Raw genomic sequence first — 24,422 nt, 5'->3', positions numbered from 1 at the left:
AAATGGAAATAAAAATTATCCCATTACAAACGCATGGTGATGAACGAGGTTCATTAATTGCATTAGAGGAAGGGGAAAATATACCTTTTCCTGTTAAGAGAGTGTACTACCTTTTCAATACTAAAGATGGGGTTCGGCGTGGTTACCACGCCCATAAGACGCTCAAACAAGTCGCTATAGTCGTACGTGGTTCATGCCGTTTTGTCTTGGATGATGGGAGTGAGAGGGTCGAAGTTTTACTTGATAACCCAGCCCAAGGTTTGTTAATTGAATCCTTTATGTGGCGTGAAATGTACGACTTTTCCGAAGATTGTGTTCTGATGGTGTTAGCTGATCAACTCTATGATGAATCGGATTACATTAGGGATTATGATTGTTTTTTGAAGGAGGCTAGATGAACATACACCCTACAGCAATAATATCAGGCAAGGCTAAAATCGGTAAAAATGTAACTATTGGTGCTTATACAGTAATCTATGATAATGTTGATATAGGTGATGGTTCGGTTATTGAATCTTTTTGTGAGATTGGAGTTGCTAATTCATTATCGGAAGGCAATATTTTGATTCTTGGTGAAAATGCACACATTCGCTCACACAGTATTTTTTATGAGGGTTCCAAATTCGATTCATCACTTGTTACAGGCCACCGGGTCACCGTGCGTGAAAAAACAAAAGCGGGAAAAAATTTTCAAATTGGTACATTGTCCGATATACAAGGGCATTGTGAGATTGGTGATTATGTTCGAACCCATAGTAATGTTCATATAGGTCAACATTCTAAAATTGGTGATTTTGTATGGATCTTTCCATATGTTGTTCTCACAAATGATCCAACTCCACCAAGTAATGTAATGCAGGGTGTTGTAGTCGATAACTTTGCTGTAATTGCAACTATGTCAGTTATTTTGCCAGGAGCTCATATTTCTGAAGGCTGCCTAATTGGTGCACATTCCTGTTTATCTGGGAAAACAGAAAAAAATACTATTTATGCTGGTTCACCAGCTAAAGCCATTGGTTGTACATCAAAATTAAAACTAAAAGATGGAACACGCAGGCCTGCTTACCCGTGGAGGAAACACTTCACTCGAGGTTACCCAGAACACATAGTTCAAGAATGGATAAAAGAGTTTTCAGAAAATGTATAAAATAGAAGAAATTGAAGCTGGAATGACAGCGTCATACTCGCAAACCATCACTGATGCAGATATAAAAGATTTTGCTGGCATATCTGGTGACAAAAATCCTGTGCACATGGATGAGGTATATGCCAAAGAGTCAAGGTTCGAGCGACGTATTGCACATGGCATGTTAAGTTCAAGCTTTTTCTCGGCTTTATTTGGTACCCAACTTCCTGGGCGAGGCTGTGTATATGTCGGCCAAAATTTAAAGTTTCGCAAACCAGTATATATTGGTGACACAGTAACAGCGACTATTGAGGTCACATCAGTAGACCTTGAAAGAAGACGTGTTTTTTTTGATACCTACTGTAAGGTTGGTAAGTCAAAAGTTATTACTGGCACCGCCGAAATTTATATTCCAGAGTAATAAAATGATCAACTTCCTCGATTTAAAAGCCATCAACAATCAATACCAACAAGAACTGAAAGATGCTTGTGCCCGAATCATTGATTCAGGCTGGTATATCATGGGCAATGAGCTAACCCAATTTGAAATCGAATTTGCCGCTTATTGTGGTACCAAGCACGCCATCGGTGTGGCTAATGGACTGGATGCGTTAATCCTGACCTTACGTGCTTGGAAAGAACTGGGCAAACTGCAGACCGGTGACGAGGTGATTGTCCAAGCTAATACCTATATTGCCTCCGTGTTAGCCATCACCGAAAATGATTTGGTTCCGGTGTTGGTTGAGCCAAATCCACTCAGCTATAATCTGAATCCAGCCACGGTTTCCGCCGCCATTACCCCGAAGACTAAAGCCATTTTGCCGGTTCATTTATATGGCCAGTTGTCGCCGATGCCAGAAATTATGGCCATAGCCAAACAGCATAATTTATTGGTGCTGGAAGATTGTGCTCAGGCACATGGTGCCGAGATTAATGGCCAACGAGCTGGTAATTGGGGCGATGCGGCAGGCTTTAGCTTTTATCCGGGGAAAAACCTCGGTGCCCTTGGCGATGCCGGTGCCATCACCACCAATAACGATGAACTGGCACACACCCTCAAAGCCCTGCGCAACTATGGCTCCCATAAAAAATATGAGAACCTCTATCAAGGTGTAAATAGCCGTCTCGATGAAATACAAGCCGCCATGCTGCGAGTCAAGTTACGCCATTTAGAGGCCGAAACTGCCCGCCGCCAACAGATTGCCGCTATGTATTGTGAGGGGATCAGCAACCCGCGCATCGTATTACCACTCGATGCTGCTACATTCGCCATCCAACATTACAAGCAACATGTTTGGCACCTGTTTGTTGTGCGGTGTGAACAGCGCGAAGCACTGCAACAGCACTTAGCTGAAAAAGAAATTCAAACCTTAATTCATTATCCGATTCCGCCGCACAAGCAGCAGGCATATCAACGATATGCCGATATGCAGTTTCCGCTAACCGAACAAATTCACCAGCAAGTGCTCTCTATTCCGCTTGACTCAACTATGAGTGATGTCGCGGTTAAGCAAGTGATAGCTGCTATCAATGAGTTTGTTGGATGAAGCGTTTACTCAAAGTCACCGCCATGACGGGGTTATTAACCTTGCTACGCATGGCGATGGGTTTTGTGATTGCCAAGGTGGTGGCCATTTATACCGGCCCCACCGGTATGGCAATGCTCGGCCAGGTGCAAAGCATGGTCGGCAGTTTAAATGGCATTATTAATGCGCCTGCTGGTAGCGGTGTAGTGCGCTTTACCGCCGAATATAAGGAGCAAGGGTTTGATGCTTGCGCATCTTGGTGGCGAGCTGCGCTGCAATGGGTATTGATTATTTCAGCCATTGTTATTCCGGTTGGGTTATTACTAGCCAAGCCGATTGCAAGCGGTTTATTTAAAGATGTAAACCTTGCTTGGGTAGTGATGGCGACCGTATGCGTGTTACCTTTTGCTGCAATTGGCACCTTGTGCAATTCGGTGATTAACGGACAGCAATTATATCGCCGTTATGTCAGCCTTGGCATGCTCTCTGCGCTGATTTCTGGCGGTGTGATGCTGGTGATGATTGCGTTGCACAAGATCGAGGGCGCATTATTAGCCGCCGCGGTGCAAGCCGCCTTGATTGGAGTGGTGATGTTTATTGCCAACTTGCGCCAGCCCTGGTTTAAGCTGCGCTACTGGTGGGGGGCGGTGGGGCCTCAAGCACGCAAAGATATTGGCAAATATATGCTTATGGCTATAACCAGTGCGCTAACCGTACCAGTATCGTTAATCTTGGTACGTAATATTTTAATTGACCAAGTAGGCTGGGATGCTACAGGTCAATGGCAAGCAGTGTATAAAATATCTGAAGTCTATTTAGGGGTGATCACCATGGCGCTTGGCACTTATTATTTGCCGCGTCTGGCCTCATTAACCGGTGTCGATGCTATTATCAGTGAAATCCATAGAACCGCGCGTGTAATAATTCCAGTTGTCGCCATAATGGCGTTAGGTGTTTATTTACTGCGTGATGTAGCGATTTCACTGCTGTTCACTGAAGCATTTCGCAGCGCTCGTGACCTGTTTGCTATTCAATTAACTGGTGATGTAATTAAAATCTTGGCTTGGCTGTATGCTTATCCCATGCTCTCACGTGGTGCTACGAAATGGTTTATGAGCACTGAAATAGTGTTCACTATGAGTTTTGTTGCACTAACTTATGCTTTAGTTCAACAAAATGGGGTTGTGGGGGCAAATATTGCCTATACGATAAATTATATTATCTATTTTATTGTGGTTTTTTTTGCCGTTAAAAGGTTTGCTAAGTAATGTACTTTAATAAAATATCAATCATCACACTTACGTATAAAAACTGGCGGATTTTGAGTAAAGCAATAAAATCTGTAGCTAGTCAGTTAATAGAGGATAAGTACCAAGTTGAGTATTTAGTCGTTGACGATGGTACGGACGATTTTGATGTTGAATGGGTGACATCACTTCTGGATAATAGTGGTGTTAATTACCGTTTGATAATTAATGAGAATAATCTAGGTACGGTCCAATCCTTTAATAATGCTATAGATTTGTCAAATGGCGAGATAATAATACCGTTATCTGCGGATGATGAGTTTTATGATGAGTATGTTGTGGGTGATATTATTAAAGAATTTACAAAAACCGGCTCATATATTATATCCGGACTTAGAGTGCCTGTATTAAATAATAAAATGCTAAAGCCATGCCCTGACAACAATAAAATTAATCTTTTTTATCATCCCAATAAGCTACTTAAATACTTATTAATTAACGAAAATATTATTTCTGGTGCATCAACATATTATCATCGAGAGGTATTTAATATTGTTGGTCCCTTTGATAAATCCTATCGTCTTTTGGAAGATTATCCCTTTTATATTAAAGCATTATCGCAGGGTATAAATATAAGTCTCTACCAAAGAAAAGTTATTAAATATGGAACGTTAGGTATTAGTGCTAAAGGGGGGGGGAATTCAATCCTTAAGCAGGATTTCTCTAAATTGTACGAAAAAATTTTAGCTCGTCCGGAGCTCACTTTTCTTGAAAAGAGAAGAATAGTTTTTTTTAAGGTCATGAGCGGAAGAGAAAAGTGGATGAATTCTTGGAGATATCCAGAGCAATTTATCAGTCTTGTATATAGAAATATTTTTTTGACAATAAGCAATTGTTTTTCTTGCTATAAAAGACTGAATTAATATTTATTTCATATATTATTGGTGAGAGATTAATATATATTTTTTTGAAATTTATAATCGTTCATTCTATTGCATGGTCCGCTAAGTGTTTATCTAGAAATATTCAACAGTCTCGATAAACGAATCTTTAAATACCACTAATATTAAGATATATCTATGAGCATGGCGCGTATCTAGCAGAGTGATGTGCTAATGATGGCAATGTTCTACGATAGATAATCACTATTCTAGGGGATATATAGTGGGGCTACTTGTTGAGTTTGCGCTATTAATTATAGAAAATCACATCTCATTTTATTTGTTTTTTGCATTTTTATTTTTTTTAGTGCAGTTTATCTTAGTCAAGAAACACATATATAGTATTTTCGATCCTTTACTATTGTTTATTTTTTTTAATGGCTTTTCTTGGGCTACAGTTCTAATGGTTAGTAAAATAAATAATAACTATTCATATTTCATTGATTTGACTGTATTTAATCTTTGTTTTCTCTTGCCTGCGTTGTTTTTTAATAAATTTAATTCACGTAAATTACATAATGTAATACTGAAAAACACTATGAGATTTGACTTTCAAGTGTTCTATACAATATTCATTATATTGTTCCTCTCCACGCTAATTTTATGGTTAACGAGAGGTATCCCAATACTCTCCGAAAATCCAGACAGAGCTAAATCAGAATACTATGAAGGTGGCTTTGGTGTTGTAAGATATATTCATTTTGTCACACCACTATTTTGTATATTTTTTTCTGTGTATTGTTTGACGTATTTAAAAAACAATGTTTTCAGAAAGCTAACCTTAGTTATAATTACATGCTTTTCAATTATAGTGATGCTATCCGTTGGTTCAAAGGCTTCCTTATTGCCAGTAGTATTTGTATTTGCTCTTGTAGGTAATCTAGATATAAATAACAGGAATGCAAAACGCATTAGACTATTATCACGTATAATTATGGTTGGTGCATTTTTATTTGTTGGTGTGGTCCTTTTCATTGTGTCAAACCAAGCTGGACTTGATCAAATACTAAAATTACTTATGATCCGAATGATAGCGTTTGGAGACGCATTTTTTTTCTGGTATCAATATGACTTAGAGAGAAAAATAGAATCTATAAACTTGCTTATTTATTTGTTATCTCCACTACTCGCTATGTTTAGAATAATCGAACAAGAATACCCACTTGGCTCGCAATTAGTGTCTGCAGTTACAGGTGAGGATTTAGTTAGTTTTGGTCCTAATGGTCAATTGCCTATTGTACTCTCGCTTGTGTCACCGTACGTAAAATATGTGCTGGCATTAATATTTGGGGTTATATTTTTCTATATTAGAAATAACATCTATATCTTGATAAAAATATTCGGGTTATTTGGTGTGCTTATATTTATCGGGATTTTTTTAAATATAACATATATATATACAGATATATTATTGTTGTTGTCAATGGCCTATTCTTCTATTATTATATTTGTTTTTATCTATCTTGCTATGGTTTTTTTAAAGTTTAGCTCTAGTTTTAAGGTTTTATCTAATGAGAATAAACCTAAATAAGGTTTGGGGGATGGACTGTTGATGTATAAAAATTGTATAGATATTGTATTGGCTAGCTATAATGGTGCTTCTTTTATAAAAGAACAACTTGACTCAATTCGAAATAGTGATGGCTACAGCGATCTTATTAATAGGGTTATCGTTAGTGATGATTGTTCCGTTGATGATACAACTAAAATTGTCCATGAATTGAATGATTCGAAAATTGAAGTGGTGACAAATACCTTTAATAAAGGACCTGTGGGAAACTTTTCTCATGGCTTAAGTATTTCAACGGCTCAATTTGTCATGTTTTCTGATCAAGACGATGTTTGGTGCAAGGACAAATTATTAAAATTTTATGAAAAATCAAAGCTGCTTGATATCCATCATCCGGGGGTTATCTATTCAAACCTAACACTTGTTGACAAAGATTTGAACCCATTAGGCCGTAATTTTTTTGAAAATGAAAAAATTTCATTTGATTGGGGGGGGGAGATATCAAATCTTTTCTTTCAAAATGTTGCACCAGGATGTGCAATGTTATTAAACAGAAAATGTGTAGATAGAATAAATCCTCTTGATGATAAAAATATCGTGATGCATGATTGGTGGGCTTTAATGTTCGCTGCTATTCATAGTAATGTACTAGTAATTAATGAGCCGCTTGTTAAGTATCGGCAGCATGATAATAATGCTGTTGGCGCTACTCTCGATAATGGTTTTGGTGGATTTTATAAAAAAATTAAAAAATCGTGGGTAAACTTTCATCGGGCAATAAATCAACTTAATTTCTTTTATAACGAACTATCACAATCTGAAATAGACAAAATAAATTCTAGTGGGCGTAAGAGAATGACGTTCTTTAGCGCTTTTAATAAAAGAAGTGTTATTCAACGTATTCATGCTGCTTGTAATAGATATCCCTATAAGTCTGATAAATTTCGTGATTTTATAACTCGGATATTTATTATTATTGGATGATATGGATTTTGGGAATCGTCATAAAAAATGAAAAAAATCTGTGTGTTACTTGCATCATATAATGGTGAAAAATATCTCAAAGAGCAAATAGACTCTATTCTCTGCCAGCTTGATGTTGACGTGACAATATATGTTTCACTAGATAAAAGTTCAGATAATAGTCTATCTATGCTGACTGAATTTGCTACTGCTAATGAGAATATTATTCTCCTAGAGTATGGGCATAAATTCGGTTCTGCAGGTAGAAATTTTTTCCATTTAATCAAGTCAGTTAGTGTTGATGATTATGACTATATAGCTTTTGCTGATCAAGATGATATATGGGAATCAACAAAAATAAGAGAGGCAATAATTTTATTATCAAATAGCCGTTCTGATGGGTATTCATCTAACGTTACTGCATTTTGGGAGAATGGAAGTGAGAGGCTGATAAATAAGTCTTCTCCTCAGGTTGAATATGATTATTTATTTGAATCCCCTGGTCCAGGATGTACTTTTGTTTTTACAAAAACTTTATATAAAAAAATACAAGATAGCGTAATACGAAATTACGATTATATTCATAAGCTATGGCTTCATGACTGGTTTTGTTATTCTTTGGCTAGGTTTAGTGGTTACAAATGGGTCATAGATCCTAGACCGTTAATGCGCTACAGGCAGCATTCCACTAACGAAGTTGGTGCAAACTCAGGCATTCTTTCTTTTTTGAAACGTATTAATATTATGTGCGATGGTAGGGGACTAAATTATGTAGTTCAGCAAGCTGAATTTATTGGTCAAAAACACTGCCTTCCTATTTCATATCTATATCAGGGACGGGTTGGTTTATTTAAACTTGTATTGATTAGCTTTAAATTGAGAAGAAAATATTCCGATAAAGTCTTTTGTATTATTTTGTTTTTGATTTTGGCAATTAGAGGAAACTCCAAGTTTTTGGAAACAGGTGAGGTGAAATGAAGGTTGCTATTACAGGGGGAAGTGGTTTTATTGGTAAAGAGTTTCTTAAACATGCTGCGGAGAATTTTGAGTTATTGTCTATTTCACGCAGTGAAGATTCAGCGTTTAACTGTAAGGTTTTCTCTAATTTATTCGATGTTTCAGCCAAAGATCTTGCGGGAGTAGATGTAATAATCCATTTGGCTGGTATAGCACACAGTAAGTCAATATCTTGCATTGACTATAGTGTCTTTAACACGAATCTAACATTGCATCTTGCTCAAGAAGCTGTGAAAGCTAATGTTAAGCGGTTTGTGTTTGTTAGTTCAATTGGAGTTAATGGATTAAGCACTAATCAGGAACGGTTTTTACCAAATGATAAACCAGCTCCACACAATAGTTATGCCAAGTCAAAATTAGATGCAGAAATAGGGTTAAAAGCTATAGAGTGTGAAAAAAAACTCGAGATTGTTATCATACGACCTACATTAGTTTATGGTATAAATGCACCGGGTAATTTTTCATTGTTGGTACGCTTAGTGAAGTTATTTCCACTATTGCCTTTTGGGCTAATTGATAATAAGCGAGACTTCATATCTGTTCAAAACTTGGCTGACCTGTTGGTTGTATGTGCTAAACATCCTGATGCTGCGGGTAATATTTTTCTAGCATCAGATGGGTATGCCGTATCAACTAAAGATTTTACAAATGCTATAGCTAGAGGACTTAATAAGCCAATATTCCAACTTCCAATACCTGCTAGTTTTATTTCTGCCTGTGCAAAGATTATTGGTAAATCAACGATGGTTGAACAGCTTTTAGGGAATCTAGAGGTTGATAACTCTAATTGTAAAGATATTTTAAATTGGCAAGCACCATTAACAATGACACAAGCATTGTCATATTTTAATAAGGATTAGATAGAGTGATTAGACTGCTTGATATTTTTGCTTCATTATTGGGTGTTTTAATTTTATGGCCTGTAATCTTAATTTTTATAATTATTGGAATGTTTGATACCGGTTCACCTGTTTTTATACAAGAGAGAATGGGGAAAAACAAAAAATCCTTTAAACTGATAAAGTTAAGAACGATGTCAGTAGAGACAAAATCTGTTGCAAGTCACTTGGCGAATAGTGCCTCAATCACTAAGTTAGGTGCTTTTTTACGCAAGACAAAAATAGATGAGCTGCCACAGCTGATTAATGTGCTTAAGGGGGAAATGAGTCTTGTGGGGCCGCGGCCTAATCTTTTTAATCAGGCAGAACTGATAAAAGAGCGTGATGCCTTGGGGGTTTATGAGGTGTTACCTGGGATTACAGGGTTGGCACAGGTACAAAATATCGATATGTCGACCCCGGCTTTGCTTGCCAAAATAGATCGGCAGATGATCGATACCCTCACCTTAACTAACTACTTTCGTTATATCATCATGACGGCAACCGGCAGTGGCACTGGCGATGCGGTTGGATCGAAATAGTATTGCGCCGAGTTGCTTCACCTTATCTTCCTCACCGTTATTAACGAGATGGTGCCATTATGTTGACCTCTTTCTTGGCTATCCCCCGTGTTTATAAACGGGGGATTAGCGTTTGTGCTGATCTGCTATTGCTAACCTTGGCATTCTGGGGCGGCTATTGGGTGCGGCTGGATGCCAATATTCCATTGCAGAGTGTGCTGCACTGGCAAATGCTTGCATTGTTGCTGCCGATCACCATCGTAATCTTTATGCGATTGGGGCTGTATCGCGCGGTATTACGCTATGTCGGTTTCAAGGTGTTGTGGACTGTGTCACTCGGCGTACTCCTTTCCACCATGTCTTTGGTAATGCTGGCGTTTTTTATGGAAGTGCCACTTCCTAGAACTGTATCGCTCATCTATTTTGCTTTTTCAGTGTTGCTGGTCGGTGGTGTGCGGCTTTTTTTCCGGGCGCTGGTACAGCGCAGTGGTCAACAACGGGTTGCGGTGCTGATCTACGGGGCCGGATCTTCCGGGCGGCAGTTGCAGTTGGCGTTGAATCAAGGGCAGGAGTATCTGCCGGTGGCTTTTGTCGATGATGATCCCGCTTTGGTGAAAGCCGTAATCCAAGGAGTTAACGTTTACAGTACCGACGCTATCGAGTCGTTGATCGAGCGTTTTGATATTAAAAAGATCCTGTTGGCCATGCCGAGTGCATCGCGCAGCGTCAGGCAAGCGGTGATCAATCGACTGGAACAGTGCCCTTGTGAAGTGCTCTCTATCCCTGGTATGGCGGATTTGGTGGAAGGACACGCTCATATCGATGAGCTTAAAGAGGTCAGTATTGAAGATCTGTTAGGGCGTGATGCGGTTTCCCCAATCCCTGAGCTGATCAATGCCAATATCTCTGGCAAGCGGGTGATGGTGACGGGGGCGGGCGGTTCTATCGGTTCTGAATTGTGTCGCCAGATCATCCGTTGCAAGCCCTCGCAACTGGTGTTGTTTGAGCTGTCTGAATATGGCTTGTATGCCATAGATAAAGACCTGCAAGAAATCGGCCAGCAAGAAGGGTTGCAGGTTGAGATAGTGCCATTGCTGGGGTCGGTGCAGCGGCAGCATCGTTTGCAAGCGGTGATGAGCACTTTCCAGATCCAGACGGTTTATCATGCTGCCGCCTATAAGCATGTACCTTTGGTTGAATACAACGTAGTTGAGGGGGTGCGCAATAATGTTTTTGGCACCCTTTATTGCGCGCAGGCAGCCATCAGAGCTCAAGTTGAAACCTTTGTGTTGATTTCAACTGATAAAGCAGTTCGCCCCACTAACACTATGGGCACCACTAAACGATTGGCTGAACTGGTGTTGCAATCGTTGGCAGCTGCGCAGCAGCAAACCCGTTTTTGCATGGTGCGCTTTGGTAATGTGTTGGGCTCTTCTGGTTCTGTGGTACCGCTATTTCGCAAGCAGATCCGAAATGGTGGCCCCTTAACCTTGACTCACCCCGACATCATTCGTTATTTCATGACCATTCCTGAGGCGTCGCAGTTGGTGATCCAGGCGGGTGCCATGGGGCAGGGTGGGGATGTGTTTGTGTTGGACATGGGCGAGCCGGTCAAGATCATTGACTTGGCGCACCGGATGATCCGCTTGAGTGGCCTAAAGCTGAAGAGCGACAAGCACCCCGCTGGCGATATTGAGGTGAAGATCACCGGCTTGCGCCCCGGTGAGAAGCTGTTTGAAGAGCTGCTAATTGGCGAGCAGGTTGAGGGCACTGCGCATCCCCGGATCATGAAAGCCTCTGAGTTGATGTTGCCATGGTCACAATTACGGGTGTTTTTGGCTGAGCTGGATAGCGCGTGTTTCCGCTTTGATCATGAACAGATCCGTAGCCTGCTGTTAAGTATGCCGACCGGTTTTAATCCTACCAACGGGATCTGCGATCTCGTGTGGCAGGCAAAAAATACTTTGTCGCATGAACCGAGCCTGAGTGTAGTCGAGGACATTGATTTTCTTAATTCAGAGGGTCATCAACCATTGCATTAAGTGGTATGTCTGTTTAGCGGTGATGGATACATAAACATTGTATAGTCATTGGGTGGACGATATTCTGGATACGCAATCGAGTGAGCTGTTGTAGAACTATCGGGAGTTTTTCCACGTTTTTTATTCTCCCAGAAATAGTGCTGATGCTTTTTATAAATATATATTATTATCAGCTGGGTAATGAAGGATGCTTCCGTTGGAATAGCCCCATACAAGCCAATAGATTAGCTATTATCTGACTATTTTATTTTGGTGGTATTTGTTTAAGAATACTTGGTGCCTTAGTTGGTCGGCTTGCCTTAGTGGCCCCCCTTATATACCGTATGTTAATACTGATAATCAAGAGAGAGAAGATGAACGAAAAAACGCCAGTCATTCCTAATCAGTGGGTACAAGCCCCCGTGTCAGATGAGATAGATCTACGCGAGCTGGTGTTGGTACTATGGCGCCAGAAAGTCCTCATCCTATTAGTATCAGGAATATTTGCCGGGGCAGGCATTGCTTATGCCCTGCTAGCTCCTCAGGTTTGGGTCAGTCAGGCTGAGATTAAGTTGCCCACCCTCAAAGAGGTGGGGTCACTTGAGCTCCATATTAACCAGTTGATGAATGCTCAGGTGCCTGCAACGGCTTTCACTTCCTTTGACAAAAAGGCGCTCTATGTTGACTTCGTCGACAACTTCAATAGCTTCAATAACAAACGCCAATTTTTGGTTGAAAGGGGTTATCTGGATGCCAAGGCCACTAAGAGCGGGATCACCGACTCGAAAGGAAAACGGATGTTGCTCAAGGCGATGGTTGAGGGGATCAATGCCAAGGCCTCAGATAAGTTGCGTGAGGACATCACCCTTTCTTTTGCTGCCGAAACGGCAGAGGATGCCAAGTTACTCTTGGAGCAATATATAACTTTTATTCAGCAGCAGGAGTCATCGGCTAAGGGCAATGAGCTCAACACTATCTGGCAAAACCGTATCAAGACTTTGCAGACCCAGTTCGATAGTGTCAAGGTTGATACCCTCAAAATGTTGCAGGACGATATCCTGCGTACCGAATACAGTCTGCGAATAAGTCGTGCTGCAGGGCTGGAGGCACCAATACAGAATCTGCAGGATCAGGGTAGTCTCGCCATTGATCTCGGAGCTCGTGCCTTGGCCGAGAAACTCAAAGTGCTTAAGGAGATCAAAAACCCCGAATTCTTGAACCCGACGCTGAGTGGCCTACGTCTACAATTGGGTAGCCTTCAGGCTATCAAGCTTCAGGATCTGCCGTTCCAGTCTTTTTCCTATCTGTCCTCTCCAAATGAACCATTGAGTCGTGACAAGCCCAAGCGTCCCTTGGTCGTAGCGCTAGCCACACTACTTGGCGCCATATTAGGTGTCGGTATTGTATTGATGCGTCATGCTTTTCGCCGGCCAGAACAGGTATGATGACAAAATGAAATAAGAAACGGGGGGCTATGGCCCCCCTTTTTGATGTTTGCATCAGCGCCACCGACGTATGAACATTGCTCAACAACATAAAGGGGATCAAGGAAGATGACCAATACGGGTCTCTTTGCTGCCGTCAGCGCTCTGTACTGGTTGCTGGCCATGCATTTCTTCATGCACAACCCTGGTGGGGCCGGGCTCTATTTGCCATTCAATGCCTGGGGCTGGATCTTCGCCAGCCTCGTCATTGGCCTTGGGTTGTGGCAGGTGACGCTGCAACAGCGGCTGGTGTTCTCGCCATTGCAGGCCTGGTTATGGCTCGGTGGAGGCTTGCTGTTGCTGCCGATGGCCTATCCCGGCTTCGAGCTCAAGGACTACGCCATTCCCCGGCTGCTGGGGCTGTTTGCCGGTCTGCTGTTTCTGTTTTGTCTTTATCAATGGCAGCTGGCTCGTCAGGCCCGTGACAAGCTGCTCTATCTGTTGTTGGGGGCTGTGGCCATCGAGGCGCTGCTGGGCTTGGTGCAGTACTACCTGCTGACCCCCGGCAACTGGCTCGGTTATGACACCCTTGCCAATCGCCCTTACGGTATTTTTCAGCAGCCCAATGTGATGGCGACCTTTATGGCGACCGGACTTGCTCTTGCCATCTGGTTGGAGCTACGCGGTAACGCCAATCTCTGGCTACGCGTGTTGCGCTATGGGGTGATCCTGGCGGCCAGCCTGTTGTTGGTGGTGTTGCAATCCCGGGTGGGGCAACTGGGTGGCCTACTGGCCCTGATCCTGCTCGCACCGCAGTTGCGTCATCAGCATCAACTGGCCCGTATGCTTGGCCTGGTTGCGCTCGGCATTGTGCTGGGGCTGGTGTCACAATACGGCATCAGTGGCGTCAAGCGCGGGCTTGAGGTGTATCAATCCGGTGGCATGCGCTCCGTCTACTGGCCCTATGCCGCCAGGTTGATTGCGCAATCCCCCTTGGCTGGCTGGGGCTACGGCAGCTTTGAGACCACCTTCCTGCATCACTACATGGCCGACAAGGCGCTGAACCCGGCCATGGTGCAGATTGAATACAACCTCGATCACCCCCACAACGAGTTTCTCTACTGGGCGGTGGAAGGGGGGCTGGCCCCCATGATTGGCATGGTGCTGATGGTGGGCGCCCTGCTATGGCGGCTGAGTCGGGCCGGTTGGGTCAAGGGGGCGGCGCTGCTGGCGCTGGTGATCCCCATACTGCTGCACACCCAGACCGAGTATCCGCTCTATCATGCCATTGCCCTGTGGTGGGCCCTGCTGCTGCTGATCCATGTGCTGGATGCGGAGGTGGAGGAGGGGCTGCAAGCCTCGGGCCGTGCCAGCTGGCGCGAGTATGTCTATCGCCCCTGGCTGTTGCTGCGTTTCGTGGCCATCACCATTCCTCTGCTGGTCGTGCCCTTCATGCTCACCGCCATTCATACTGCCTGGGTGGTGACCAAGTATGAGCGTGGTGGCTACAAGGAGCCGACCCTGTTGCTCGACATCGTCAATCCCATGGCCTGGTTGACCCGGGTGGAGTTTGACGTGAACTCGGTGCGACTCATGGTGGGCTTGCAGGCCGATAACAAGGGGGAGCTTGAAGCCTATCTTGACTGGGGCCAGGCCTTTGTACGTCACACGCCCAGAGCTAATATTTACGCGAACATGGTGATCGCGCTCGGCGCGCTGGGGCGCCAAGAGGAGGCGCAGGCACTGCGCGCGCAGGCCCTGATGCTCTATCCGGGTGATCCCTTGCTAACCGGCTCGGCCGCTACATCCGTGGCCACGGCGCTGGAGCGCAAGCCCTCCTCCTGATGTTGGGGGGCGGTGCAACGCGGGGCGGCCAGGTTGGGTGATGTTTCATCAACCGCCTCACCGCTTCGCAAAAATGGTTGCCTATGCTGGACGGCCCGGGCGTCATGGCTAAGATAGTGGCCTCAACATCTTGTTTTAGAAAGGGAGTATGAAATGGAGTTAGTGCTAGGCCCATTGGAAGCCCGAGTGATCGGTGCTCTGATCGAGAAAGAGATCTGCACGCCGGATCAATACCCCCTCTCCCTCAATGCCCTGGTCAATGCCTGCAACCAGAAGAGCAACCGCGAGCCGGTCCTGGAGCTCTGTGAGCTGGAGATCCGCGCCGTGGTGGATGAGCTGATCCGCAAGCGTCTGGTGGTCAACACCGCCGGTTTCAATGCCCGGGTGCCCCGTTACCAGCATCGTTTCTGCAATACCGAGTTCGGCACCCTCAAATTCAGCGCGCAGGAGCTCGGTATCGTCTGTGAGCTGCTGCTGCGCGGCCCGCAGACACCCGGTGAGTTGCGCTCTCGCACCAACCGCCTGTGCAGCTTCGATGATGTCACTCAGGTGGATGCGGCGCTGGCTGCCCTGATTGAGCAGGGGCCCTATGTGGTCAAGTTGCCCCGCGAACCGGGCAAGCGTGAATCTCGCTATGCCCACCTGTTCAGTGGCGAGGTGGATCTGCAGGCGCTGGCCGAGGCATCCCCTGCCAGCAGCTATGCCTCCCCGGCGGTGGACAGATTGAGCGCGCTGGAGGCGGAGGTCGAAACCCTCAAGGCCCAGTTACAGGCGCTGGAAGCCCGTCTGGCGCAGCTGGAAGGCTGATACGTCGGCACGTTTCCCCCTAAAGAGGCGCTGAGGCGCCTTTTTTATTGCCATTTCGCCGAGGTTTCCGCCTCTTGCCATCCCTTGGCGCTCAGCCCTGAGCGCTGCGTTCTATGAGCCAGTCGGCTTTTTTTGAGTTATTTCACGGTTAAGGGTCGAGCCGCCGCCGCTTTCCCGTTAAAATTCCGCTTTTGCACCTGCCCGTGAGTCTTGATGTCTGCGTTCACCCTCTCTTCCGATTGTTATGCCCTGCTCAGTGAGCTGCAGTTGCAGCGCACCGCCAGTACCCGCTATTTGCAAGAACAACTGCAAGCACAGCAGCCGATCGGGCGGGTTTTGACCGACAAGCTGAGCCAGTTGCAGTTGCAGGGGCTGGTGCGGCTGCGCGGGGAGCAGCAGTGGAGTCTGACGGCAGAGGGAACCCTGGCGCTGATCCTGGCGGTGCGCTCGGGAGCCTGCCCCATGCCGAACTGGGCACGGGTGCCCTCGGTGACCGGTCAGGAGATGGCCCAGGCGCTGGTGCGCGAGCTCTGCCTTGGGGAGGCGGGTCAGGTGCCGACCTACTACCTCGCGGCCGATCTGCTGAGTCTGCTCGACGTGCCCGAGGCCCATCGCCTGCTGCCGGGCTCCAGCCCGCAATGGCAGCAACTGATGCTGATGCACTTCTCCCTGCAAACCTTGCTCGATGCTGAACCGGGCGAGCAGTGGCCGCTGACATCGGTCGCCTGCGCCTGTGCCCCCGAGCTGACCCGCGTGAGTGAAGGGTTTGCATCCGAGTGGCAATGGCTCTGTGGCGACCTTGCCGGTGAGGTAACCACTCACTGGCCCGCCTTGCAGCAGTTGGCGGAGCAGGGGGCAGAACAACCCCTTGCCGAGCGGCTGCTCGGTGCTCTGGGGCAGTGGCAGGCGCAAGGCGATCAGGGCCAGTGGCCACTGATGTTCGGCGGCCTGCTCTGGCTCGGCTGGTTGCAACAAGCCGACCCCGTGATTGCTAGCGAGCAGCGCAAAAAATGGCAGCGCAGCCTGGGTAACCAGTTTCCGCTGCTGGCGGATCTGCTGGGCCAGTGGGCCGGCGATCGCCACGGCCAGGCGGTCGGTCTGTTCGATACCCTGCAACTGCCGCTGGAGGAGTTGCACTGGGGGTACCTCTGGCTCGATCTCTGCGCCCTTGCCCGGCACGGTGAGCAGAGCCCCCAGGTTGCCATCCTGCACAAGTGGGATCTCTCCCACGTGCTGGAGGCCGATCCCCATCACAGGCTGATGGCCTTCTGTCAGGATCTGCTGCGGCTCTTGCTGGGGCTGGGGGCGCAGCGTGCACCGCTGCAACAGCTGCGTGCCGCCAACGGGGAGGAAGAGACAAACGAACAGGACGGGGAGGACAAGACACCCGCCTCTGCCAGTTGGCTCAACTGGTTGCAGGGGTTGGGACGCTCCAGCGGCGTGCGCAAGGCGCAGGAGCGGCTGGTCTGGCTGCTGCATGCCGAAGGGCCCGAGCTGGAGTGCAAGATCCAGAAGCAGAGCACCAAGGGGGAGTGGACCGCCGGCCGTCGGGTCGATCCTGCGCTGCTCTCCACCCAGTATGCCGCCCTGCTTGACGAAGAGGACTGGGCGCTGGTGCGCACACTGCCCAGGGTCATGGGCCACTTGCCGCGAGATGCCTGGGTGCCGCTGGCCAATCATCCGCGTCTGTTCAATGCCAAGGGACAAAAGCTGCAATTGGCCATCAGTGCCCCTCTGCTGCAGATTGTCACCCTTGAGCAGGGCATGGGCGCCGTGCTGAGCCCGGCCGCCGCCGCGCGCGGGGCCCATATACTGCCGCTGGCGCAGGACTTGTGGCAGCTTATCCTCACCCCCCAGGCGCTGCTCGATCGGCTGCCCGCGCTGGAATCCATTCCTCCCTTGTCGAAAGAGGGCGTAGGTGAGCTGCAACGTACCCTGGATGCCATCCCGGATCTGCCCTGGCACAGCCAGGTGGCTGGCCTGACAGGCAATGCCGAACTGGCTCCCTGGCCCGGTGTTCCCTCGGTTCAGCTGGATTGGCAGGATGGCCAGCTGGCGGTCAGGCTGGTGACCCGCCAGGGCGAGTTGCCGCCACTGCCCCTTGGCAAGGGGGAGGCCATAGTACGGCAGGGGATCAAGGATTATCACTACTGGCAGCGGGACCTTGCCGCCGAGAAGGGGCAGGCCCAGCAGCTGCGCCATTCGTTGCCCATAGGGCTGCCCGGCAGTGAGTGGCTACTTCAGGGGGAGCAGGCGCTGGCACTGGTCAATGCCTTGCCCGAGCTGGTGGATGCCGGTGTGGTCATTCACTGGCATCAGGACAGCGCCCGCCTCAAGAGTCTGGATGAAGCGGCCCTGAGCCTGCGCATCGAGCGGCGCCAGGACTGGTTCCAGGTGGAGGGGGCGCTGGCCCTTGATGAGCACCAGATCCTCGACCTGCGTCTCATCCTGCGCCAGATGACGCCGGGTCAGCGCACCGTCCAGCTCGACGAGAAGACCAGCCTGATGCTGAGCGACAAGCTGGTGGAGCGGCTCACCATGCTGGGCGCCATGCTGGATGAAGAGCAACGCATCAACAACAAGCTGGCCTATCCGCTCACCCGCTTGCTCTCCGTCATCACCACTGAGGGGGATGACGCCTGGCACTCCCTGCAACAGGAGTGGTTGCAGGAGGTGGAGTGTCCGGCCGAACTGTTGACCCCGCTGCGGGATTATCAGAAGGATGGGGTTCGCTGGCTGGCGACCCTGGCGCATCATGGCTTTGGCGCCTGTCTGGCCGATGATATGGGTCTGGGCAAGACCCTGCAGGCGCTCATCGTGCTGCGCATGCGTCAGCACCTGGGGCCGGCGCTGGTGGTGGTGCCAAAGTCAGTGGTCACCAACTGGCAGGAAGAGGTGGTGCGCTTCGCCCCCGAACTCGAGGTGGTGGTGTTCGAAAACCCCTCCGAGCGAGAAGGGGTGATCCGCGATGCCAAGGCCGGCCAGATTATCCTGATCAACTACGGCATGCTCGGCAGCCTGGCGGAGGCGCTCAAGTCCCGCCGCTGGTCGAGCATGGTGCTGGATGAGGCGCAGCAGATCAAGAATGCCGGCACCCAGCGCGCCAAGCTGCTGTTCCAGCTCGAAGGGGATTTTCGCCTTGCTCTCTCCGGCACGCCCATCGAGAACCACCTTGGGGAGCTGTGGAGCCTGTTTACCTTTATCAACCCGGGTCTGCTCGGCAGCCTGGGCGAGTTCAAGCGCCGCTTCGGCAAGGCGGTGAAGGATCCCCAGCACATGGCGCTGCTGCGGGCGGTGATCAGCCCCTTCATCCTGCGCCGTCTCAAGCAGCAGGTGCTGACCGAGTTGCCGGACAAGACAGAGATCATTCATCACATCAGCCTCTCTCCCGAGGAACGCCAGCTGTATGAGGCAACCCGGCGCGAGGTGGTGCAGCAGGTGCAAAGTGCCGATGGCCGCGCTCTTATGCACGTGCTGAGCGGCCTGACCCGGCTGCGCCGGCTCTGCTGCTCCCCCGAACTGGTGATGCCCGAGTGGTCCCAGACCAGCAGCAAGCTGGACGAGGCGATGGCCTTGCTGGACGAAGCGATCGGCAATGGTCATCGGGTGTTGGTGTTCAGCCAGTTCGTCGATCTGCTGAGCCTGCTGCGCGGGCGCATTGAACAGAAGAAATGGGATTACTGCTATCTGGATGGCGGCTGCTCAGCCAAGTCCCGCCAGGAGTCCATCCTGCGCTTCCGGCACGAGCCGGTGCCGCTGTTCCTCATCAGCCTCAAGGCGGGGGGCACCGGCCTCAACCTGACCCAGGCCGATACCGTGCTGCACCTGGATCCCTGGTGGAACCCGGCGGTGGAAGATCAGGCGAGCGATCGGGCCCACCGCATGGGGCAGACCCAGCCGGTCACTGTCTATCGGCTGGTGTGCGAGCAGACGGTGGAGGAGAAGATCGTCGCCCTGCACGACGAGAAGCGGGCGCTGGCCGATGGCCTGCTGAGCGGCCAGTCCGAAGTGCGCGGGCTGGATGTGGAGAGTCTGCGCGCTTTGCTGATGGGCTGATCAGGCTGATGTTGTGCACATAGAAGGGGGGATCGCCAGCAGGCGATCCCCCCTTCGTTTATGGCTGTGCCTGTGCAGGCGTGCCCGTCAAAGAGGCCAGGCCAGCGGCGGCGATGAATTGGCATCTTGCTGCGCCATCTGGAGAGGCTGGGCAAGGGGAGTCTGCTGACCCACGGCTACCCCTGATAGAGGTAGAGATGCAGCCGCTCTATGATGGGCTCACCGCCAATCTTGCGATCCCGCCGCGCTTGCCGCAGCTTGGGCGGGTAGTGGCCAAGGTGGGTGACGCCGGGCTGGGTGTCCGAGCAGAGCAGCAGGGGCAGGCTCGCCTTGAGCTGCTGCTTGCGGGGTTCCCGGTCCTGCCAGAGCAGGTTGATCATGGGGTGGGTCTTGACCGGTCGCCGGATCCTGAGCTCGGCATCGGCAGGCAGGCGGCGAAGGTCATAGACCTCCTGATCCACCATCTTGCTCCACTCCTCGTTGTTGGAGAGCGCCGGTATGTAGCGGCGGCTGCGCTCCAGCATCTCCAGCACCTGCTCCCGGCTGAGGCGATTGATGCTCTGCTTGTCGGCCCAGGTAAAGCCGAGAGAATGCAGCTCTCCCTCCAGCAGGGTCAGCTTGCGGTAGACCTGCAGGGTGATCACCCCGGGCAGGGCCCTGTGTACCAGCTCGAACTTCTCATCGCGCCCGCCGGCCTGTTGCACCAATGTCTTGAAAGCGAGTTTGCGGGCGTTGATCTCCTCGAGCAGTGGGCGCAGCTGGCTGGCACTGGCGGCAGAGAAGCGCAGCCAGCCCGGCAGGCGGTGGGTAGCCTTGGTGGAGCAGCCGGGGCGAGCGCTGTGATCCCGGTAGGCCACCAGGGTGGCCGCCAGCGCTTCCTCTCCGCCCAGATAGCCCACGTCTATCTGCTCGATGGGCTCGTGCTCCTGCCCTTGGGGTACGGCAGGAAGGGGATAGACGTGGGCCTCCAGCAAGGGGAGCTGCTCCAGTTGTCGGGCCAGGTGGGCCAGCGCCTCTTCGAGTGCGTCCATCTGTTGACGCAGGGCGGCAGTCGGCGTAAATGTGTCCATCGGCATGTCCTGTGGTCGCCCCTGTCACATCCTCTAAAGAGAGTTGGCAGGGGGTTGGCTGAACTACTGTATAAATAACCATACCAGCATGCCGGAAGTGCGCCAAGCGTCTCCTTAGCGGTGTGCTTGGCGAGGGCGAAAAGCGATAGCCGTTTGAGAGTGTTTTTTTGTATCTACTTGTTAAATAAGGATCAATAAAAGATCTCTTGATTAACGACTGGATGTAAACCCCAGGTTGCCTTCCTCGCCTCGGGAGCCCGTGACTGCATAGGCAAGACAAGAAACTGCATAGTTAGAGACATGCCATACAGGAGAATATGCTGTTGCGCTTTCAGGTGGAATAAAATGGTTATTTAATATTTTAAAATCAATATCTTATGTTTTTTAGGCTGACGATATTCACTATTAGCTTTACTAATGTGTTGTATCAAAATTCGTCAATTGAGTCGCCCGTTCCTCCTGACTAAGCTTTGCGCAACAAATTCGCACCCCGCGCAGACATCATCAAGAGGAGCCACATCATGGCCAACATGGCTTATACCGAGGTAGGTTACCAGCATTCCAGCCAATCGAATCTGGTTGCCCGCGTCAAAATGACAGTGCTGACCTGGCTGGAACGCAGCCGCAGCCGTCGCCAGCTCTCCGAGTTGCCCGAGTACCTGCTCAAGGATATAGGCCTGAACGATTCCGATCGCTATCAAGAGACCACCAAGCCGTTTTGGCGTGGTTGATCAGCCGGGCATGGATGCCTCGTTTTTCTGCTGATCCTGATCTTCCTCTGTCTACCGGCCTGACGCCGGTGTGTGAATGGCTACCTGCCTGATATTTTCTCGTCCCTGTCGCTTGATCTCCTCTTTTGCCGTTCCCTCGTTTACCCCATGCCTTGCCGACTTGTCGTTATCTGTCGCCATATTTGTATCCTTACTGTTTGAATTTGTTTAAAAACTGATTTTAAGCCCTCACGCCTTGCGTATAATCCGCCCATAGCGTTCTTGACAAAAGGGTGAGATGGATGATTCCCCAGCATGACTTTTTGGCCCTGACTCGTCGCCATGAGTGGCAGCTTGAGCCCTTCACATTTGACCTGCCTGGTGGCACCCGGGTGAGCGTGTGGGATACAGGAGTGCTCTGTCTGGAGCCTGCGAAAGGGGGTGATGGGCAGCCGGGGGGGCGCAAGGACATAGTGCTCTCTTGCGGCATTCACGGCAACGAAACCGCCCCCATCGAGATCTGCAACCAGTTGCTGACCCGGCTGCTCAGCGGTGAGCTCAGCGCCCGTCATCGTGTGCTGTTCCTGTTTGGCAACCCGGCCGCCATGAACCTGGGACTGCGGGAGGTGGAGGAGAACATGAACCGGCTCTTTTCCGGTGCCCACAGCAAGGGGGAGGGGCTGTGCAATCAGGAGCGCATTCGCGCCATGCGCCTCGAGCAGTATGTGAGCCGCTTCTTTGCCGATCCGGCCCGGCCCCGTTATCACTACGATCTGCACACCGCCATTCGGGGTTCACGCCACGAGAAGTTTGCTGTCTACCCCTTCCCTCATGAGCGGCCGCACAGCAGGGAGCAGGTGCAGTTCCTCGGTGCTTGCGGGGTGCGCACCATACTGCTCTCCAGCGGCCCCACCACCACCTTCAGCTATTACAGCTCGCACCAGCATGGTGCCCATGCCTTCACGGTGGAGCTGGGCAAGGTGCGCCCGTTTGGCGAGAACGACATGACCCGCTTCATCGAGACCCGTCAGGCCTTGCAGGAGCTGGTGACTCAGGATGAGGTGGTGCTCGAGCCTTGGCGCGCGGATGACTTCACCCTTTTTGCCATCGACCGGGTGATCAACAAGCAATCGGCCCAGTTTCGTTTCCTGTTTGCCAGCGATGTGGACAATTTCACCGAGTTTCCCCAGGGATTTGTGCTGGCTGAGGATGGGGCGCTGCGCTACACGGTAGAAAAGACGCGGGAGGCAGTGGTCTTCCCCAACGCCAATGTGGCCATAGGTCAGCGCACCGTGCTGCTGGTGGTACCGACCCGCTTGTGGGAGTGAACTGATCCTTTCCTGCGCCCGCCACCTGCGTACCGTGGGGCCGGCGGCATCCATTCTGTGGGATTGATCCCGTACCAGCCCGAAAAGGGAGCCCAAAGCGGCTCCCTTTCTCGTCTCTGCTCAGCCGAAAAGTTCAGTGTCTTTCTGAAATTAAAGAAGTTTCTACTGGTCTTACCTGGTTAAATTATGTTGCTCTTTGATTAACATATTATTTACATTCTCAGGGTCACCTCATGGTGGTGACGTTAACAACGGCAAGGAGCCAGTTATGACCCATGTCGACATCCCTTTCCTTCGTTACCTCGATGAGGAAGGGCGCCCGGTCGCGACACTGCCGACCTGGCTGGACAAGGCGATACTGCACACCTTCTACCGCAACATGGTGATGGTGCGCAGCTATGACAAGAAAGCGATAGCGCTGCAGCGAACCGGCAAACTCGGCACGTTTCCCTCCCATTTGGGAGCCGAAGCGGTCGGGATAGGCGTCGGTCTCGCCATGCAGGAGCAGGATGTCTACGTGCCTTACTACCGGGACATGCCCACCCTCTACGTGCGGGGCGTGCCCATGGAGAAAAACCTGCAATATTGGGGCGGGGACGAACGGGGTTGTGTCTTTTACAAGGCCGATGGCGAGCTGTCGGAGGACCTACCCATCTGCGTGCCCATCGCTACCCAGATCACCCATGCTGCCGGCATAGCGGCGGCCTTCAAGTTGCGCAACCAGCCTCGCGTTGCCGTGGTCACCATAGGTGACGGCGGCACCTCCAAGGGTGACTTCCTGGAGGGACTCAACTGCGCTGGAGTTTGGCATCTGCCCATGGTGATGATCATCAACAACAACCAGTGGGCCATTTCTGTGCCGCGCAAGTTGCAGTCGAGCGCCCCCACCCTGGCCCAGAAAGGGATGGGGGCCGGGGTGCGCAGCATTCAGGTTGACGGCAATGATGTGGTGGCCGTCTATGATGCCACCCGCATTGCCGTGGAGCGTGCGCGCGCCGGCAAGGGCCCGACCCTCATAGAGGCAATCAGCTATCGGCTGGGGGATCACACCACGGCCGACGATGCGACCCGCTATCGCGATGCCGCCGAAGTCGAGGCCGCCTGGGCCAAGGAGCCGGTCAAGCGGCTGCGCCAGTTCATGGCCGAGCAGGGCTGGTGGGATGAGCATCAGGAGCAGGCGCTGCTGGCCGAGGCGAGCCGGGAGGTTGATCGCGCCGTGGCTGCCTATGAAGGTACGGCCCCGCAGGCGCCGGAAACCCTGCTCGACTATCAATTTGCCGAGTTACCCAAGGATTATCGCGGGCAGCGCCAGCGCATCATTGCCAAGGGCATGCAGCGCCACGCTGGGGGGGAACACTCATGATCGATGAGATGGGACTGCAGGATGCCATCAAGCCGGCGTGGTGTGGCGACATGGCACGCAATGGGAATG

At 50.0% G+C, this 24,422-nt stretch carries 20 protein-coding genes; 19 read left to right on the top strand and 1 reads right to left on the bottom strand.

All coding sequences use genetic code 11. The features are described 5' to 3' along the window. Window positions 1-2 precede the first annotated feature (2 nt). The 16 genes from WJM78_RS13655 (at window position 3) to WJM78_RS13580 (ending at window position 19,882) form a co-directional block, all read left to right on the top strand. A complete protein-coding gene (locus WJM78_RS13655; RefSeq protein ID WP_339009890.1) occupies window positions 3-398 on the top strand; it encodes an FdtA/QdtA family cupin domain-containing protein in 396 nt (131 codons plus the stop codon). Continuing rightward, a complete protein-coding gene (locus WJM78_RS13650) occupies window positions 395-1,147 on the top strand; it encodes an N-acetyltransferase (RefSeq protein WP_339009888.1) in 753 nt (250 codons plus the stop codon). Before WJM78_RS13655 ends, WJM78_RS13650 begins: the two co-directional genes overlap by 4 nt. Beyond that, entirely contained in the window at window positions 1,140-1,547 is a 408-nt protein-coding gene (locus WJM78_RS13645; RefSeq protein WP_080560548.1) for a MaoC family dehydratase, read from the top strand. The genes WJM78_RS13650 and WJM78_RS13645 overlap by 8 nt, the downstream gene beginning before the upstream one ends. Window positions 1,548-1,551: 4 nt before the next feature. Further along, window positions 1,552-2,673, top strand: coding sequence for a DegT/DnrJ/EryC1/StrS family aminotransferase (locus WJM78_RS13640; protein ID WP_339009886.1), 1,122 nt, complete (start codon window positions 1,552-1,554; stop codon window positions 2,671-2,673). Continuing rightward, window positions 2,670-3,920 (top strand): O-antigen translocase, encoded by a 1,251-nt coding sequence (locus WJM78_RS13635; RefSeq protein ID WP_339009883.1) that lies wholly within the window; start codon window positions 2,670-2,672, stop codon window positions 3,918-3,920. The genes WJM78_RS13640 and WJM78_RS13635 overlap by 4 nt, the downstream gene beginning before the upstream one ends. After that, window positions 3,920-4,822 carry a glycosyltransferase gene (locus WJM78_RS13630; RefSeq protein WP_339009881.1) on the top strand — a complete coding sequence of 301 codons (903 nt, stop codon included), beginning with the start codon at window positions 3,920-3,922 and terminating at the stop codon, window positions 4,820-4,822. The genes WJM78_RS13635 and WJM78_RS13630 overlap by 1 nt, the downstream gene beginning before the upstream one ends. A gap of 241 nt (window positions 4,823-5,063) precedes the next feature. Beyond that, on the top strand, window positions 5,064-6,371 hold the full coding sequence (locus WJM78_RS13625) for an O-antigen polymerase (RefSeq protein ID WP_339009880.1): 1,308 nt from the start codon (window positions 5,064-5,066) through the stop codon (window positions 6,369-6,371). 21 nt (window positions 6,372-6,392) lie between these two features. Next, window positions 6,393-7,334 carry a glycosyltransferase family 2 protein gene (locus tag WJM78_RS13620; RefSeq protein WP_339009878.1) on the top strand — a complete coding sequence of 314 codons (942 nt, stop codon included), beginning with the start codon at window positions 6,393-6,395 and terminating at the stop codon, window positions 7,332-7,334. Between the two features lie 27 nt (window positions 7,335-7,361). Continuing rightward, window positions 7,362-8,291 carry a glycosyltransferase gene (locus WJM78_RS13615; protein ID WP_339009876.1) on the top strand — a complete coding sequence of 310 codons (930 nt, stop codon included), beginning with the start codon at window positions 7,362-7,364 and terminating at the stop codon, window positions 8,289-8,291. Then, window positions 8,288-9,190, top strand: coding sequence for an NAD-dependent epimerase/dehydratase family protein (locus WJM78_RS13610; RefSeq protein ID WP_339009874.1), 903 nt, complete (start codon window positions 8,288-8,290; stop codon window positions 9,188-9,190). Before WJM78_RS13615 ends, WJM78_RS13610 begins: the two co-directional genes overlap by 4 nt. A gap of 5 nt (window positions 9,191-9,195) precedes the next feature. After that, window positions 9,196-9,750, top strand: a complete 555-nt coding sequence (locus WJM78_RS13605) for a sugar transferase (protein WP_339009873.1) — start codon at window positions 9,196-9,198, stop codon at window positions 9,748-9,750. A 59-nt stretch (window positions 9,751-9,809) separates the two neighbouring features. Then, window positions 9,810-11,771: a nucleoside-diphosphate sugar epimerase/dehydratase gene (locus WJM78_RS13600; RefSeq protein WP_339009872.1), complete on the top strand. Its 1,962-nt coding sequence runs from the start codon at window positions 9,810-9,812 to the stop codon at window positions 11,769-11,771. A 353-nt stretch (window positions 11,772-12,124) separates the two neighbouring features. Next, a complete protein-coding gene (locus WJM78_RS13595; protein WP_339009871.1) occupies window positions 12,125-13,195 on the top strand; it encodes an LPS O-antigen chain length determinant protein WzzB in 1,071 nt (356 codons plus the stop codon). A gap of 108 nt (window positions 13,196-13,303) precedes the next feature. Continuing rightward, window positions 13,304-15,019, top strand: coding sequence for a PglL family O-oligosaccharyltransferase (locus WJM78_RS13590; RefSeq protein WP_339009869.1), 1,716 nt, complete (start codon window positions 13,304-13,306; stop codon window positions 15,017-15,019). Window positions 15,020-15,172: 153 nt separating this feature from the next. Further along, window positions 15,173-15,826, top strand: coding sequence for a YceH family protein (locus WJM78_RS13585; RefSeq protein ID WP_339009867.1), 654 nt, complete (start codon window positions 15,173-15,175; stop codon window positions 15,824-15,826). 213 nt (window positions 15,827-16,039) lie between these two features. Beyond that, window positions 16,040-19,882 carry a DEAD/DEAH box helicase gene (locus WJM78_RS13580; protein WP_339009866.1) on the top strand — a complete coding sequence of 1,281 codons (3,843 nt, stop codon included), beginning with the start codon at window positions 16,040-16,042 and terminating at the stop codon, window positions 19,880-19,882. A gap of 176 nt (window positions 19,883-20,058) precedes the next feature. On the opposite strand, the gene WJM78_RS13575 is transcribed toward WJM78_RS13580, so the two are convergent. Further along, window positions 20,059-20,952, bottom strand: a complete 894-nt coding sequence (locus tag WJM78_RS13575; protein ID WP_042036395.1) for a DNA replication terminus site-binding protein — start codon at window positions 20,950-20,952, stop codon at window positions 20,059-20,061. A 521-nt stretch (window positions 20,953-21,473) separates the two neighbouring features. Here WJM78_RS13575 and WJM78_RS13570 point away from each other — a divergent pair. The 3 genes from WJM78_RS13570 (at window position 21,474) to pdhA (ending at window position 24,353) form a co-directional block, all read left to right on the top strand. Beyond that, window positions 21,474-21,683, top strand: coding sequence for a DUF1127 domain-containing protein (locus WJM78_RS13570; RefSeq protein WP_339009864.1), 210 nt, complete (start codon window positions 21,474-21,476; stop codon window positions 21,681-21,683). Between the two features lie 281 nt (window positions 21,684-21,964). Next, entirely contained in the window at window positions 21,965-22,990 is a 1,026-nt protein-coding gene (astE, locus tag WJM78_RS13565) for a succinylglutamate desuccinylase (RefSeq protein WP_287147398.1), read from the top strand. 268 nt (window positions 22,991-23,258) lie between these two features. Beyond that, a complete protein-coding gene (pdhA, locus tag WJM78_RS13560; protein WP_212514226.1) occupies window positions 23,259-24,353 on the top strand; it encodes a pyruvate dehydrogenase (acetyl-transferring) E1 component subunit alpha in 1,095 nt (364 codons plus the stop codon). Window positions 24,354-24,422 lie beyond the last annotated feature (69 nt).

The sequence above is a fragment of the Aeromonas popoffii genome (assembly GCF_037818705.1).
GTDB lineage: Bacteria > Pseudomonadota > Gammaproteobacteria > Enterobacterales > Aeromonadaceae > Aeromonas > Aeromonas popoffii.
This window is presented reverse-complemented; position numbering and strand designations above follow the sequence as displayed.

Bases quoted from the DNA above. Each gene is read 5' to 3' on its own strand.
- WJM78_RS13655 (WP_339009890.1), top strand. From the start codon at position 3: ATGGAAATAAAAATTATCCCATTACAAACGCATGGTGATGAACGAGGT.
- WJM78_RS13650 (WP_339009888.1), top strand. From the start codon at position 395: ATGAACATACACCCTACAGCAATAATATCAGGCAAGGCTAAAATCGGT.
- WJM78_RS13645 (WP_080560548.1), top strand. From the start codon at position 1,140: ATGTATAAAATAGAAGAAATTGAAGCTGGAATGACAGCGTCATACTCG.
- WJM78_RS13640 (WP_339009886.1), top strand. From the start codon at position 1,552: ATGATCAACTTCCTCGATTTAAAAGCCATCAACAATCAATACCAACAA.
- WJM78_RS13635 (WP_339009883.1), top strand. From the start codon at position 2,670: ATGAAGCGTTTACTCAAAGTCACCGCCATGACGGGGTTATTAACCTTG.
- WJM78_RS13630 (WP_339009881.1), top strand. From the start codon at position 3,920: ATGTACTTTAATAAAATATCAATCATCACACTTACGTATAAAAACTGG.
- WJM78_RS13620 (WP_339009878.1), top strand. From the start codon at position 6,393: ATGTATAAAAATTGTATAGATATTGTATTGGCTAGCTATAATGGTGCT.
- WJM78_RS13615 (WP_339009876.1), top strand. From the start codon at position 7,362: ATGAAAAAAATCTGTGTGTTACTTGCATCATATAATGGTGAAAAATAT.
- WJM78_RS13610 (WP_339009874.1), top strand. From the start codon at position 8,288: ATGAAGGTTGCTATTACAGGGGGAAGTGGTTTTATTGGTAAAGAGTTT.
- WJM78_RS13600 (WP_339009872.1), top strand. From the start codon at position 9,810: ATGTTGACCTCTTTCTTGGCTATCCCCCGTGTTTATAAACGGGGGATT.
- WJM78_RS13595 (WP_339009871.1), top strand. From the start codon at position 12,125: ATGAACGAAAAAACGCCAGTCATTCCTAATCAGTGGGTACAAGCCCCC.
- WJM78_RS13590 (WP_339009869.1), top strand. From the start codon at position 13,304: ATGACCAATACGGGTCTCTTTGCTGCCGTCAGCGCTCTGTACTGGTTG.
- WJM78_RS13585 (WP_339009867.1), top strand. From the start codon at position 15,173: ATGGAGTTAGTGCTAGGCCCATTGGAAGCCCGAGTGATCGGTGCTCTG.
- WJM78_RS13580 (WP_339009866.1), top strand. From the start codon at position 16,040: ATGTCTGCGTTCACCCTCTCTTCCGATTGTTATGCCCTGCTCAGTGAG.
- WJM78_RS13575 (WP_042036395.1), bottom strand. From the start codon at position 20,952: ATGGACACATTTACGCCGACTGCCGCCCTGCGTCAACAGATGGACGCA.
- WJM78_RS13570 (WP_339009864.1), top strand. From the start codon at position 21,474: ATGGCCAACATGGCTTATACCGAGGTAGGTTACCAGCATTCCAGCCAA.
- astE (WP_287147398.1), top strand. From the start codon at position 21,965: ATGATTCCCCAGCATGACTTTTTGGCCCTGACTCGTCGCCATGAGTGG.
- pdhA (WP_212514226.1), top strand. From the start codon at position 23,259: ATGACCCATGTCGACATCCCTTTCCTTCGTTACCTCGATGAGGAAGGG.